Here is a 14,809-nt window from a genome sequence, read left to right on the forward strand (position 1 = left end):
ATTATTTTCCTTTAATGTCGATTGGTTTTACAATAAAACCTTGTACAACTTTTTTTGCTTGTTGTTGAATGAGTTTCCAATCTTGTAAATGAACGCTTTGAAATACTGCTGAGATTCGAACCTTCATTTCAGGTTCCAAAACAAATTCCTGTTCACAAATTCGTGCTTTAGGGTAGTTAGAATGCTGACATTTAATGAGTGTGAGCACTTTTCCTTGTTCATTTTTTTCAACATATAAATCATCTATATTGTATAAAGCATTAGACCCCGTATTTTTAGCCACCAATTTCTTATTTCTTATTACCCATTCAGGATGTGGAACATACTTTTGTAAGCTATATTCATACTCATCAGTGGGCAAGTATATACCCCTAAAATTGAATTCCTCTAAATGTTTTTTTGATGATATTTTTGTCTCTAACGTTGAGTTTATTAGTCTCGTTGATAGGTCACCGTTATAATGCCTATCTGCATATACACTTACACTTACCCAATAATTATCAGGCAAGTTAATTTCTGCATTATATTGTTCCTCTGAATAAGGTGATGCTTTATAATAGCGAACTAAAACCAATCTATCTGTGTAACGCATATAAAATCCAAAGGCCTGAATTTTAGATTGATAGGTCCGCGTCTGACGTTTATATTTTTTACCTGTTAAAAAGCCTGTATTATCTTCATATTCAACCCATGGGGCTTCTCTACCAAGGTTAACAGGCCTTCCCCCTAAATCACCTACACTATAACGTGCACCATATTGGTCGCGCGGTGTTATAAATTCAGGTTCTTTTTTTTCTTTTCACAGGCTGTTAAAAAGATTGAACCTATACAAGCAGCTATAATTATTCTTTTCATTAGATCCCCCTCATTTTTTAGACAATAACGTCTGCGGCCGAACCTTTTCCACCTCATTAAACAATGAAAAGGTTTGATTCACATAATTCACCACACCCGAAATCTGATCCATGTAGTGCATCAGTTCTGGGGTTTTCTCGGCTTGCATCAGCTTGATGCTACGTGAAGGGTCATAGCCATCAAATTGGCAATAAAAAAGTGGTTCACCTCTTTTAAGAATTAAATCTTTTGTGGTGTCATGCCATTCAAAGGCCCACATTAAGGGACGCGGCCAAATATGAATTGGGAAACGTCCTCCAAAAATAGTACCGGGAAGCGGATGTTTGCGATAATGTCCAAAGGCCTCTAATTGCGTCAGGTACACTACTTCATCTGCAATAAAACAATACGGCAGTTTTAACTGTAAAATAGGCACTTGCGGAGTACGCCATTCATTTTCATTCACCAGTGTAATCAGTTCTCGTAATTTATTAGTCCGCACAGGTGATTGCTCACCCAATACATTCACGATACTTGGTTTGCCCTGTGCATCTCGTGAAAAGCGTAAATGAAAGTCAAATGGACAATTCACCACAAAATAGCGACTCTCTAATTGCAATACTGCTGGACAGCGACTGGCGGATTTTGCATGTTTGGTTTGAGATTGCGAACGCATGCGATAAGGTGGTTCAAAAAGGATAGATGCTTTATCCTCGGTTAAAAACCAACCCACCTGAATTGGACCCGTAGCTGTGCTAGGGTCACGATCTTCTACTATAAACTGAATGTGCATTGTTGTTATTCGTAAGTGTTAAACCCCAAGATTATAACCGTAATTCTGATTGCTTTTTACCCTAAATTATATATTCATGCTTAAAATTGCAGCTATCATTTAATTCTATATCCATGATTTAATTATTTTTATTCTAACCTTCATTACTTTTAATATTCGTAAAATCAAAAAAATCCACAATTGAAAAAATTGTGGATCTGATCTCAAAATCAATTCTAACGTTCTCTTAACGCTTCCTTCGCTTTATTAAATGGCTTTAATAAATAGTCGAGAATCGTTTTTTCACCGGTACGAATATCGACCGTGGTTATCATGCCTGGGGTGATTGCAAATTTCTGCCCAGCCTTATTCTCTAATTGATCACGGTCAGTTTGAATATACACTCGGTAATAAAACTGATCTTGCTTTACTTCATCCCGAATAGTGTCTGGTGAAATAATGGTCACCTTACCTTCAAGCCCACCATAGATTGAGTAATCATAAGCAGTAAACTTGACCAAAGCCGATTGATTTGGATGAATAAATGCAATGTCACGTGGTGAAACACGAGCTTCCACCAGTAATTTCTCATCCATAGGTACAATGCTCATCAGTTTTCCATTTTGTGGAATGACACCACCCAATGTGACGGTATCGATTTGTTTTACAATTCCCCGTACTGGCGCTTTGAGCACCGTACGTTGCAAACTGTCCGAGCGACCTTTTATCACGGCTTGTTGACTTTCGATTTCGGTATTGGTTTTTGCTAATTCTTCTCGAGCATTGACTTCATATTGATGACGTATATCTTGAATTTGATTGTTTAAGTCTGTCGCTTGTCGTTTTAGACGCAACACCTCAACTTCACTAGCGGCACCTTTGGCAACCAATGGCTCAGTCATCGATAATTCAGTTTCTACCAATCTCAGTGCATGTTGCAGCCCAGTAATCGATTCTTGTAAATTACTACGTCGCGCATGATACAATGCTGTTTCTTCGCGCAGTAAGTGAGGGTCTTTTTTTACACTCGCAGGAAAGGCTAACGCAGTTTGATTCACCTCCGCCTGTAGTCGTGCTGCTCTGGCTTGAGCTGCCAGCAGTACCGAGGCCGACTCTCCAACATGGGATGCAAAACGGGTAGGATCAAGCTGAGCCAGAACCTGACCTTGCTGGACGATTTGCCCTTCTTTTACATCTAAATGCGTTAATATCCCACCATCTAAAGATTGGATCACTTGCTCTTTTGAAGATGGAATCACTTTACCTGTTCCGGTAGAAACTTCTTCAAGTTTAAAGAACCACGCCCAAATCAAAAAAATTGTCAAACATAAAGTAACAATCCAAATCACTAAACTCGACTTAGGTAAAGCAGGTTCAGAATGTGAAACAAATCCTGCACGTGAATTTTGCGTTGCTTGTTGATTCATCGCTTTTCTCCAACGATTGCAGCATACTGAATATGCGATTCTTGTTGTTTCATAATTTGCTGACGCGGTGCATCCATCACGACTTTGCCGTCATTTAACACGATAATACGATCAACCAGCTCTAACACCGCTCGACGATGTGTAGCGATCACCAAAGTCCGTGCACCAAGCCATTGTTTCATCTGGTCAATAAATTCTTTTTCCGCAACATCATCAATGGCGGCTGTCGGTTCATCCAGTAGTAAAATATTGGGTTGTCGTACCAGTAATCTGGCCAATAAGAGTGCTTGGCGCTGTCCACCCGAAAAACCTGTTCCGCCTTCTAACACTAAATGATCTAAGCCTTCTTTCTTCTCTTGTACAAACTTCAAAGCTCCGGCCATATTTAACGCCTGCAATAGATCTTCATCCGTTGCAAGGGGAGCACCTAATAATAAGTTTTCTCGAATCGTGCCATAAAACAACATGGAATTTTGATTGAGGAGTCCAACATGACGACGTACATCGGCAGGGTCAATCAATGCTAAATTTAATTGATCTAAATGTATCAGTCCTTGCTGTGGTGTTTGCATCCCTGCAAGTAGTTGTAATAGTGTAGATTTACCCGCCCCATTGCGACCCAATAAAGCGATCTTTTCACCTTGCTTGATCTGTAATTCAGGAATATGCATGACGGGTCTAGAATCATCTTGCCCATATTTAAACATGACATTTTCTAGATCATAATCACCATTCAACATTGCTCGATGAATAAAATGTGCGTGGGCTGCCTGATCAACAGGCTTTTTCATCAGCTCATCCAATCCTTTTTTCGCAACTTTTGCTTGTTGGAAACGCCCAAGCACGCCTGTAAGCTGAGAAATAGGGGCCAACATACGAGAAGATAAGATCGAACAAGCGACGAGTGCACCAGTGGTCATTTCACCCTTCATCACTGCAAAGCAGCCTACAAGCACGACAATGGCATAGGTTAACCCTTGAATTTTTTGTGTCCAAGCCGATAGCACACCCACAATTTTACGTTGTTGCATGCTAATCTCTGCCGAGACTTCATTCATGTGGTTCCACTGGTTCTGAAAACGTGACTCACCGCGTAACAGTTTGATGTCTTCTACGCCCTGAACGGTTTCAACCAGAATTGCATTGCGAATTGCTGACTCTCTCATCCCCTGCTGTGCAAGTTTGGCCAAAGGTTTTTGCGCCAATAGCCCAGGAATAATCATGAGAGGAACGACCAGCAGCATTACCCAAAACAGATTGCCACCAATAAACCAGAAAATTACCAAAAAGAAAAAGAAGAACGGTAGATCCGCGATCGCAGTCACCGTAGTCGATGTGACTAATTCTCGCACTCCTTCCAATTCTCGGATTTGAGAAATAAAAGTCCCTGTCGACTTTGGACGTTGGTCATTTTTGATGCGTAAAGCATGTCCAAAGACAAGATCGGAAATTTTTAAATCTGCGCGCTTCCCGATAATATCGGATAAATAAATGCGCGAGATCCGCAAAACAAACTCAAATATCGCCGCAATCAGTACGCCACCAGCCAGCACCCACAACGTCGGAATGGATTGTGATGGAACAACACGGTCATAAACCTGCATAGAGAAAATAATGGTCGCCAAAGCCAAGACATTGGCAACCAAAGAGGCCAACATAATATCTAGGTAGCGTTTCCAGTCTTTCAGTGCAATCGACCAAAACCAATTTTCTTGATAAGGTTTGATATATTCATCAACACGCAGATCGGCAACTGATTTTTCTGGTCGAAGTAGATAAAAGTTTTGCGTTGATGCTAAAAGCAAATTTTGAGTCGTCTGTTGTGAAAGCCCCTGCTCTCCACTCAGTTGAATACCAATATTGCCTTCGGCATCCATCTGATGAATGACACCAACTTGACCATTTTTGAATTCCACCAATAGTGGAAAGCTCCATGGATTCAGCAGAGACGGGGTAACTTTACCTTTTTTAAGATGCAAACCAACTTGTCGGCTTATAAATGATAAAAGCTCTTCAGGATTGTTATTGTGATTCCATTCTAATTGGATTTTAATTCGTTCTTCGGAAGGTTCTATTCGATAGTGTTTTGCAATATTCAGTACAGCCTGCAACCATGGCTGGTAATCTGTTATCATTGTCATGGTTTGATTTCATTCCCCAAATAATTTTTTTGCTCTAGTCCATAGACTTCACGGCCCCGCCCAGTTGCCGCAATATACTGAACTAAACTGTTATAAATATCGTAACGTGCATTTTCGATATCCGAAGTTGCCATATGAATGGATTGTTCGGCATTCAGTAAATCTAATGCTGAACGTGTCCCTAATTTATATTGCTCTTGATAGAGTTCTTTGGTTTTGATGGTGGTTCTTTGTCTGGCCAGCAGAACTTTCATTTGTTCTTGTTTATGCGCTATTTGTTCACGGCTGATACGAATCTGATCCAAGGTATCTAAATGCACAGAATTTAACTTCGCCCGAGCAGCTTGTTCGGCATAACTGGCAGAACGTGTTTGAGCTGCAATCGCCCCACCTTGAAAGAAATTACTATTGGCCTCTAACATGATCGAACTATAGAAACCATTGTCTTCATTATTATTCGGATTTCGACCATTAACCGCTTGGCTCATCGAACCTTTAACATTAAGGGTTGGGTAACGACTGAGTTTAGCCTGAAATTTCTGTGCTTGAGCCGCCAAAATTTCAGCATGTGCTTGCAGCATTTTAGGGATGTGATTCATTTCTGGATCTACATATAAAGCTGAACGGACCACAAAGCTATCTGGGATAACCCAATTCTTTTGACGAATATCAAAACTCATTAAGTTTTGGAGTTGCAGTTGATATTGAATCAATAAGGAATTTTGTACGATTAAATTTGCTTGCGCTGATTCCAAGTAAGATTGTGCTTGTACTGGATCTGCTTGACTACTTAATCCAGCTCGGGCTCTTAATTTTGTTATTTCAACAATATGCTGAATCCCTATGATTTGTTGTTCAGCAATACGCACCATTTCCTGTAAACGTTTGATGTTCACAATCGTCGATGCCACTTGCTGTGAAAGATCTTCAACAGTGATCAACAATTGGCTTTCCGCTCCCCATGAGCGTGCCGTTTGTATATCTACACTGGATTTCACTTTGCCAAAATCATAGAGCATTTGCGTTGCACTAAAACTGATCAGCTGTCGACCTCGCTCACCAGTTGTCATATCCCCTGTATTAATCCCACCAGAAAACTGGGGGAAATATCCTGAGCGTGCCACTGCAATATTTTCATTTTGTGCAGCAAAATTTGCAATTTGTTGCTGAATATCGGGATGTGTCAACACTGCCTGCTGTACTGCATCCATGATATTGATTGAATTCGTTGTGCCAAATAAAGATACGGAGGTGTTTGGTGCTGTAATCAATTTGGCATCAAATGGGTGATTCTCTTTGAAATTAGATAAATTAGATTTTTCAAATTGCTGATCACGATCATTTGGACTAGAAGTGAAGATGGGATGTATCTGATTTTTTAAATCATCAAGATTTACTACCGATGTCGCCCATGCATTCAATGGCAAAAAAAGTAAGCATAACATCCTTTTTTTGATGAGTTTTTTTCGTTTGGTACAATACATATTATTGAAATTTTATTTTGTAAAAGGGTTAGCTAGAAACATATTTTTCAATATTGTCAATAGAGTATATTCTTACATATAAAAACTCACAGTAATCATCATGTATACAAAGATTACTGTGAGTTAAATAGTAAATAGGAGATAAATTACAAACAAAGCTCTTGAGTCAATATGTAAGAATGAGAACTGATAAATGGTATTGGCGTTCCAATTGATATATTCTCATTACTTGAGACCATATTTACCATTGAAGACGTTACTAAGTAGTTACCCGACTTTGAAATGGTCAACGCAAATTTTGCTATGTGATATGGATATTTTTTCTGTGCCGCCAAATAACTTTGATAAAAATTATTCCAATTGTTATTTGGAACATATTCGAAAAAAAATTGAAGTTGTGTAATCGTATAGTTTGAAAAATCTAAATTAAGATCCAATGGCATCTGATATTTCCCAACAGTTGATAAATAACGATATACTCCTGCATTAGGAGTTGGGGCTGCTAAACGAACATCGCAATTGGCTTTAGGTAAATTACCACTCGCTAAAGTACCGGCGTTCTGCCATGTAGCAGCATTTGTAAGACTTACAACTGCTGTAAAAAATAATACTTTTAAAAAAATTTGCCATGATTCTCTCTTTATATAGAGTTTTAATTTATAAAGTTTCAAGTGCATGAATTGAAATTCTAATAAAACATGCAAGCGTTATCTTACAAGACAAATTAAAATTATTCAAATAATTTCATTATATAATACATATAGATATGATTTTTTAATTAACATTTAATAAACTATACAACCCAAATCCTAAATAATTTAGTATAGTTTTTTAAAGGCTTTCTTACATAAAGATTCAAATGTTAAAGTTCTAATACATAACTCAAATTCAAAGCACAACTTGAGTACAAGGTCTACCTAATTTAGTGAATTTCCTCAGAACTGCATGTCATAGCGTGTAGCAATTCCTCTAAATTGCTTGCGTCTTGCAAATGTATTCTCAACTCAGTGTCTGATTTTATATAAGTACCAATCCATGTATTCATTGTTCGATAGTGTATTTGATTTCTTTGGAATATTTGTCTAGATTGCTGTTTTTTTCTATTTGTTCTCTCAGTGCTTCCGAGTTATATCCCTTATTAGCACAGAGAACATCAGTCTCTTTTAAGTCTATTTGATCAATCAATGTAGGCGCGACTTTCACATCATGCCTTGAGCCATCATGAATTGAAAATTGAATTGGATTCCTATTTGAATCTATTGCCAAATGAATTTTAGAACTGTTCCACCCATACTTTTAGAAATAGCCTGATTCTTGGCCCTGTCGCATGTTAATGAGCTTGCATATGAGTAGCATTAATAAATACCTATTCTAGATCTGCATACTCAGACAATAACTTAAATATCTTTAGTCGCTTATTGTCTTTAAACCATCGAGTGAAGCGTTTAAAGATCATGTTAGATTTACCAAAAGATGCCAGTAGATCTCGCCAAGGACAGCCAGTTCTAATTCTATAAAAAATTGCTTCGATAAAATTTCTCAGATTGTATTTGAGATAGATACCAAACTGTAAACAATAGATTTCAGCTTTAACCCGTGTTGATCAGTCAGCATTGGTTGGGGCATAGCTAGAGGTAGATTTGGTTTGGCGATTAAATTTTACTTTCTCGCTATTTTTTGCACAGTAAATGTCAACAGACCCTAATTATAGGCAAATAAAAGGGCTAGTTTTACCAGCCCTTTAGATTATCAATTACCTCGATAGGTCGAGTATCCATAGGGGCTTAATAATAAGGGAATGTGGTAGTGACTGACACTGCCATCAACTTTGAAGATAACGGGGACTTCTGGGAAAAAAGTGCTCTGATTATTCTTTTTGAACCAGTCTTCTGTTTTGAACGTAACCTTATAAATCCCTTGCGCTAACGGCTGATTTTCAGGAAAAAGTGCCGTAATACGACCATTTGGTCCTGTAACTTGCTGATTCAACTTCACCCAGTGATTGCCAGAACTCTTTTCAAGCACCACTTCAACATCAGCAGAAGGTAAACCATTTTCTAGATTTAACACATGCACACTTAATGGGTTATTTTGTGCAAACGTCATTGATGTCAATAACAGTGTTGAGAGTGGTAAAAATTGCTTAAACATAATGGAATCCTTAACGATTAAAACTAGACTGAATGGCTGCCTCAGCACAATACTGATCATTTTGGGCGCCTCCTGCACCCGCAACCCCAATTGCACCGACCACCTGATTTTCATAACGCACTGGTAAACCACCTCCTAACAACAGCAAATTAGATAAAGTGGTTAAATTTTTTGCATCACTGTTTTCATGGGCATTTTGACTTAACAGCAAGGTCGCTGTTTTGGTCGATAAAGCGGTATAGGCTTTCTTTTCGGCTGCGCCCAAATTATGGGGGCCGACATTTTCATGCCTACTCGCCATCAAGGTATTTCCTCCCCGATCAACCACAACCACAGCAATGTTGTGCTGTATTTTTTGACAAGCAGCCACTGCGGCATCAACAAGGATGTGTGCAGCTTTGGAATCGAGTGAATAAACTTGATTCAATTGAACGGTTTGTGCAAAAGTACTGCTACTCATCAGCATTACTGTTAAAACAAGCCCTTTGAGGTTGTTCATCATGATTGCCCCGAATTAAGTTTTACAAAATCTTATACAACCTGAATGATTTGAAGCATGACAATCACATTACAAAGTTGTCATCTTCAAAATGAGTCTGAGCAAAATGTGTATTCTAATTATCGAAGATGAAGTGAAGATCGCCTCATATCTGGTGAAGGGCTTAAATGAATCTGGCTATGCCGCTGAATGTGTTCATTCAGGGCTCGAAGGCTTGGAAAAACTAAAAATGCAACCTTATACCTTGGTCATATTAGATGTGATGTTGCCCGATATTGATGGCTGGGCAGTCTTAAAAGTATTGCGTCAATTTTCCCATATACCCGTGATTTTTCTCACTGCCAAAGACCAGATTATTGATAGGGTCAAAGGTCTGGAACTGGGTGCCGATGACTATCTGGCCAAACCTTTTTCTTATATTGAATTACTGGCGCGTATTAAAAGCTTACTGAGACGGCAACAGTATGTTCAGGAAAATGAGTTATGGATGGGCAACTTAAAAATGGACTTAATCCATCATAAAGTTTGGCGACATGAGCAGTTAATTGAACTCAGTAAAAAAGAATTTAATTTATTGCATTTTATGCTGCGGCACCCAAATGAAATTATTACGCGTAGGCAAATTGCTTCCGAAGTTTGGCATATCAATTTTGATACCGATACGAATTTTATTGATGTCGCGGTACGACGCTTACGCAGTAAAATTGACGAGGGGCATGAGATAAAATTAATTCATACTGTCCGTGGCTTGGGCTATAAAATTTCGGTTGAAGCATAATGTTCAAGCCCATTCGCTCTTTAGAACTCCGATTAACGCTCTTGGTTACAGGGTGTGCTGCAATGGTCTTGTGCGCTGTAGCATTTATGACCTATCTGGGTATCAACCAGATTTTAATTGCTCAGCAAGATCGGGCTTTGGTTGAACGAATTGAGCGACTGGAAATTTTGCTGCAAGACAGTAGCAATATTGAACAGATTATCGCTCGCCCGAAGCTGTATCAAAACATGTTGGGAAATCAGGATAATTTGTTTTTATTGATTCAGAACAATCAGATTCTCATCAACATCAATCCTCTTGGCATTCCTCTGCCTGAATTTACTCATCAGCCCCAAATTCAATTCCAAGATTTATCGGCTCATACTTACCCCACGCGTATTGCTTGGAAAACCATTCAAATCAATCAGCAGCCCTATGTGTTAATTGCAGGCAAACAGTGGTCTGAACGTTTAGCCATCATCTCGCCTTTTCAAAAACGTCTTTTCATTTATGTATTTACAGGCATCTTGGCCATTTTCATACTCTGTGCCATTGCTAGCCGTCTGGGATTAAACGCATTAAGAACTCTGCGAGAACAGACTCATGCCATCAATATTCACAAACTTGAGCAGCGACTCAATCTGATTCATCCCCCTCAAGAGATTGAACAACTAGCATCCGATATCAACGCCATGCTTGACCGTATTGAAATGGGATATAGCCAACTGAATCGCTTCTCTGAAGACATTGCACATGAATTTAGAACCCCATTAAATAATTTAATTGGACAGACTGAAATTTTACTCATGAATGAACGTAGTCCCGCACAGTATCAGGAACTCTTGATTTCCAACTTGGAGGACTATCAACGTTTAAAACGAATGATTGACAGCATGTTATTTCTCGCCCGTGCAGATGCACACAAAGTTCGCTTAAACAAACAGAAGATTCAACTTCAATCATTTATAGAAGATATATTCAGTATTTTCGAGTATCAAGCTGAAGAACAACACTGCAATTTTGTTTTAAGGCTTGAAGCGACTGAGTTATCGGCAGATCCAGAACTGTTACAACAAGCGCTGTATAATCTGATATCAAATGCGCTCATTCACGGCGGCAATCACCGAACTATTTATGTACTTAGCCACAGAAAGAACATTAATAATATGCAGATGATTACATTATCTGTGATCACCAGTGGTTTAGAAATTGCCCCTGAGCATTTACCTCATCTCTTTGAGCGTTTTTATCAGTGCAGTTCCAGCAGACAAAACCCTCATCAAACGGGCGGTTTAGGCCTATCGATTGTGGCATCCATTTTGACGCTTCATCAGGGAATGTATCAGGCAGTCAATAGCGCAGAAGGTATATGTTTTGAACTGCTATTCCCAGAAGAGTAACCCACATTCGCACTCATTTCATCTCGTGTCTGGAATCACTCTGAATTCTCCCATCCACCAGATTAATGGTTCGATCACAGGTTGCCGATAATCTAGGATCATGAGTCACCAAAAGGACTGCACAGTCATGTTCGCGATGTACTTTACGAAATAATTCAAACATTTCCGCGGCAGTTTGAGTATCCAAATTACCTGTCGGTTCATCGGCCAACAATAGTGCAGGCTGAGTAATCAGTGCACGTGCAATCGCCACGCGCTGCTGCTGCCCGCCAGAAAGCTCATTCGGTTTACGGTCAGCGAACTTATCTAAGCCTACGGCGGCCAATAATTCATGGGCATATTGCAACGCAGATTGATCTGGCTTACCTTGCTTCAGCATTAATGGCATGAGTACATTATTTAAGGCCGTAAAGGCCTGTATAAGATGATGGAACTGAAACACAAAACCTATACTGTTGCCACGTAACGCTGTCCGAGCCGTATCATCCATACGGCTTGTCGCCTGACCCAACAAGTACAACTCACCACGACTAGGCTGATCTAATAAACCAAGAATATTCAGTAAAGTACTTTTGCCTGAACCAGAAGGACCAATTAATGCAGCAAAGTCATTCCGTTGAATACACAGATCAATTCCATGTAACACCTCCACTTCATTAGGTTGCCCAACGTTGTAGGACTTTCGCAATGCTTCTAAACGCAGTACTTCCTGAGATGAATCAGACATGACGAATTGCCTCCACAGGATCGAGTGCAGCCGCCCGACGGGATGGTACTGCGGCAGCCAAAACACCCGTCAAAGTCGCCAAGAATAATGCCGACAAGATAAGCTTGATTGAAATCGAAATATAAAACAAGCCAGGACCAAACTGGTTAAACCCCCAGATCAGACCATAACTGACTACACTACCGAGCATCGAACCAAGCAGACCGAAAATTGCCCCCTGAAATAAGAAAACTCTTAAAATTTGCGCTTGTGTCGCCCCCGTCGCACGTAAAATACCGATTTCCCGAGTCCGTTGCACCACACTCACCGACATCACACTGGCAATACCAAAAGCGACTGAAATCCCCACAAAAACAATAATCATGTTGGTCGAAAGGCTCTGAGCAGTAATCGCATTCATTAATTGAGCATTGGTTTCAATCCAGCTTTCTGCTTTTAATCCTGTTAGGCGTCCGACTTGTGAGGCAATTTGATCCGCCTTAAAAATATCCTGAATCGTCAGATCAATCACGGTCACCCCACCCGGCAAATTAAGTAAAGATTGCGCCTGTTTCAAATCCAGATAAACATAGCGCGCATCCAATTCACGCACGCCCAGTTCAAATATTCCAGAGATGTTCACCACCGCATTTTTCTGTTGCCCAGTATCTAACCTTAATTTGCTCCCGACTTGCACACCCAAATCTTTGGCCAATTGACGCCCAATTAATACATTATCCGCACTGACCCGTAGTTCACCACTCACCATATATTGCTTTAACGGAATAATCTGTTGATAACGTTCAAGATTGATACCAACCAAAGCAACCGATTGAATCGCATCTCCACGCTGTACAAATGCAGGACCAGAGACCACAGGAGAAACCGCCGTCAACACCGGCAACTGATCTAAATTCTCAGTAATCTGCTGCCAATTATTAATAGAGCGTAAGCGTTGCGAACGCTTATCTTCTTGTAACAACTGAAGTGTTCCTGCTGCTGGTGGCACAATGTGATTCACTTCATCTGGTGAGAGCAAACGAATATGCGCCTGCGTCCCTAAAGTCCTTTCTACAATATTCGATTGTAAACCCTGAATTAAGGCGCTAATGAACACAATGACCGCTACCCCCACCGCGACGCCAATGGTAATCATCATCGACTGTATGCGACCCTCTCGCAAAAAACTGATTGCGATGGTCCACTCTGTCCAAAGTCGCCCAAAAAAGTTTTTCAATCGAATTTCACCGGTAATTCATTTTTGCTATTTGTCTGATCCGTTTGATTCTGCAAAACACGTTTAGTTTGCTCTATTCGGACACGAGTTCCATCTTTAAGCACCGATTCTGCATCGGTAAGGACGTGATCACCTTCTTTCAATCCAGCTACAACTTCCGACATGACCAAACCACGTAAACCCAGTGTGATAGGATGACGTTGAATTTTTCTATCTCTTACTAAAATAACCATAGCCTTGTTTCCACTTATATTGCTTAAAGCATCATTTGGAATGACCACGGTTCGCTCGCGCTGGTTGGTTTCAACATTTACCGATACCGTCATGTCTTGACGCAAAAAATCAGGGACTGGGTCAACTGTTAATCGGACGTCAACTGTGCCACGTTGAGCATCAATACTTGGGGCAATAAAATTAATATGGGCAGGAAAAGGTTGATCTGGATAGGCATCCGCAATCACTGCTGCTTTTTGTTGTAAAGCCAGCAGTGGTAAATTTCGTTCATCAAATGGCACTCGTATTTCAGTCGCACCATCCAGTGCAATAGTGAAGAGAGTCTGACTCGGTTGTACCAGATCCCCTGGCTCAACATTACGGGTTAAAATAATACCTGAAACTTCTGCACGAATTTTGGTCTTGGCGAGTTGCGCTTGTAGTGCAGCGAGTCGCTCACGTAATTTTGTCTCTTCAACTTTATCTGGGGCAAGTGAAGCAACTTTTAATCGAGCTGATTCCAAATTATTACGAGCGAGTTTTTCTGCCTCTATCGATTTCTCCCTTTCCTCTGCTGATAATATTCCTAATTCGGTATTCCTTCTGCGTACCGCCTCTCTTTGAGCCTGTTCTAATTGCACTTTGGCATTCGCTAAATCGACTTCTGCTTGCGGACGTCTAGTGGTTGCGAGTTCCTTTAATTCAGCTTCTACCTGCCGCACCTGCGCTGAAATTTCATCAGATTTCAGTACTAAAAGAACATCCCCTCGAGAGACCCGATCCCCCTCTTGAACCAAGCGCTCAAGAACAACCCCTGTAATTTCACTACCAATCTGAGTCCGAGATACTTTCTCTACCCGCCCTGAAGCAACAACTGTCTGAATCAATGGACTAGATACGACTTCATAACTAGGTAACAATGGCCCTTGCCACCAGCGATATGTAGCAAAACTGACGACCAAAACCAGTAGTATGATTATGATCCAAGGCTTATAGCGGGTAACAAGCAATTCCATTCTCCAAGCCAGATTAAAGGAAATTTTTTAAATCAAATCATTGTTCTTTAGTTGAACGTGTAATTTTTTTCATGGATACAAATACTGAGTATAATGAATTTTTGTCAGCTCAAAATGTTAGGTTTATTAAAAGCCAATTTACTTTACATATCACTATGCACCAACCAATGCT

Annotated in this window: 13 protein-coding genes and 1 pseudogene; 2 read left to right on the forward strand and 12 right to left on the reverse strand. The window is 40.0% G+C overall.

Going from position 1 to position 14,809, the window contains the following annotated elements; all coding sequences use genetic code 11:
- Nucleotide 1 precedes the first annotated feature (1 nt).
- From E0H82_RS12845 to E0H82_RS12885, 9 genes and pseudogenes are all read right to left on the reverse strand, one after another.
- Nucleotides 2-592: a hypothetical protein gene (locus E0H82_RS12845; protein ID WP_228258660.1), complete on the reverse strand. Its 591-nt coding sequence runs from the start codon at nt 590-592 to the stop codon at nt 2-4.
- Between the two features lie 273 nt (nt 593-865).
- A complete protein-coding gene (locus E0H82_RS12850; protein WP_131265157.1) occupies nt 866-1,627 on the reverse strand; it encodes a hypothetical protein in 762 nt (253 codons plus the stop codon).
- A 215-nt stretch (nt 1,628-1,842) separates the two neighbouring features.
- Entirely contained in the window at nt 1,843-3,033 is a 1,191-nt protein-coding gene (locus E0H82_RS12855; protein ID WP_131265158.1) for an HlyD family type I secretion periplasmic adaptor subunit, read from the reverse strand.
- The gene (locus tag E0H82_RS12860) at nt 3,030-5,174 is read right to left on the reverse strand and encodes a type I secretion system permease/ATPase (RefSeq protein WP_131265159.1); all 2,145 of its coding nucleotides are present in this window, start codon (nt 5,172-5,174) and stop codon (nt 3,030-3,032) included. Before E0H82_RS12860 ends, E0H82_RS12855 begins: the two co-directional genes overlap by 4 nt.
- Nucleotides 5,171-6,619 (reverse strand): TolC family protein, encoded by a 1,449-nt coding sequence (locus tag E0H82_RS12865; protein WP_228258661.1) that lies wholly within the window; start codon nt 6,617-6,619, stop codon nt 5,171-5,173. Before E0H82_RS12865 ends, E0H82_RS12860 begins: the two co-directional genes overlap by 4 nt.
- A 185-nt stretch (nt 6,620-6,804) precedes the next feature.
- Nucleotides 6,805-7,335 carry a hypothetical protein gene (locus E0H82_RS12870; protein WP_131265161.1) on the reverse strand — a complete coding sequence of 177 codons (531 nt, stop codon included), beginning with the start codon at nt 7,333-7,335 and terminating at the stop codon, nt 6,805-6,807.
- Nucleotides 7,336-7,665: 330 nt separating this feature from the next.
- A pseudogene (locus E0H82_RS12875) lies at nt 7,666-8,284 on the reverse strand (IS5 family transposase); the annotation flags it as partial.
- Between the two features lie 123 nt (nt 8,285-8,407).
- The gene (gene uraH, locus E0H82_RS12880; protein WP_131265162.1) at nt 8,408-8,809 is read right to left on the reverse strand and encodes a hydroxyisourate hydrolase; all 402 of its coding nucleotides are present in this window, start codon (nt 8,807-8,809) and stop codon (nt 8,408-8,410) included.
- A 10-nt stretch (nt 8,810-8,819) separates the two neighbouring features.
- Nucleotides 8,820-9,308, reverse strand: a complete 489-nt coding sequence (locus tag E0H82_RS12885) for a GlcG/HbpS family heme-binding protein (RefSeq protein WP_171458292.1) — start codon at nt 9,306-9,308, stop codon at nt 8,820-8,822.
- A gap of 106 nt (nt 9,309-9,414) precedes the next feature.
- Between E0H82_RS12885 and E0H82_RS12890 the strand changes: the two genes are divergently transcribed.
- Together E0H82_RS12890 and E0H82_RS12895 are read left to right on the forward strand one after the other, a co-directional pair.
- Nucleotides 9,415-10,086 carry a heavy metal response regulator transcription factor gene (locus E0H82_RS12890; protein WP_131265164.1) on the forward strand — a complete coding sequence of 224 codons (672 nt, stop codon included), beginning with the start codon at nt 9,415-9,417 and terminating at the stop codon, nt 10,084-10,086.
- Nucleotides 10,083-11,465 carry a heavy metal sensor histidine kinase gene (locus E0H82_RS12895; protein WP_131265165.1) on the forward strand — a complete coding sequence of 461 codons (1,383 nt, stop codon included), beginning with the start codon at nt 10,083-10,085 and terminating at the stop codon, nt 11,463-11,465. Before E0H82_RS12890 ends, E0H82_RS12895 begins: the two co-directional genes overlap by 4 nt.
- Before the next feature lie 13 nt (nt 11,466-11,478).
- On the opposite strand, the gene E0H82_RS12900 is transcribed toward E0H82_RS12895, so the two are convergent.
- Genes E0H82_RS12900 through E0H82_RS12910 form a run of 3 tightly spaced genes read right to left on the reverse strand, consistent with a single transcriptional unit; the run spans nt 11,479 to nt 14,631 of the window.
- Entirely contained in the window at nt 11,479-12,192 is a 714-nt protein-coding gene (locus E0H82_RS12900) for an ABC transporter ATP-binding protein (protein ID WP_131265166.1), read from the reverse strand.
- The gene (locus E0H82_RS12905) at nt 12,185-13,408 is read right to left on the reverse strand and encodes an ABC transporter permease (RefSeq protein WP_131265167.1); all 1,224 of its coding nucleotides are present in this window, start codon (nt 13,406-13,408) and stop codon (nt 12,185-12,187) included. Before E0H82_RS12905 ends, E0H82_RS12900 begins: the two co-directional genes overlap by 8 nt.
- Complete coding sequence (locus E0H82_RS12910; RefSeq protein ID WP_131265219.1) at nt 13,405-14,631, reverse strand: efflux RND transporter periplasmic adaptor subunit; 1,227 nt, start codon at nt 14,629-14,631, stop codon at nt 13,405-13,407. Before E0H82_RS12910 ends, E0H82_RS12905 begins: the two co-directional genes overlap by 4 nt.
- Nucleotides 14,632-14,809: the final 178 nt, after the last annotated feature.

Origin of the sequence: Acinetobacter sp. ANC 4910, from assembly GCF_004331035.1 — a bacterium.
Classification (GTDB): domain Bacteria; phylum Pseudomonadota; class Gammaproteobacteria; order Pseudomonadales; family Moraxellaceae; genus Acinetobacter.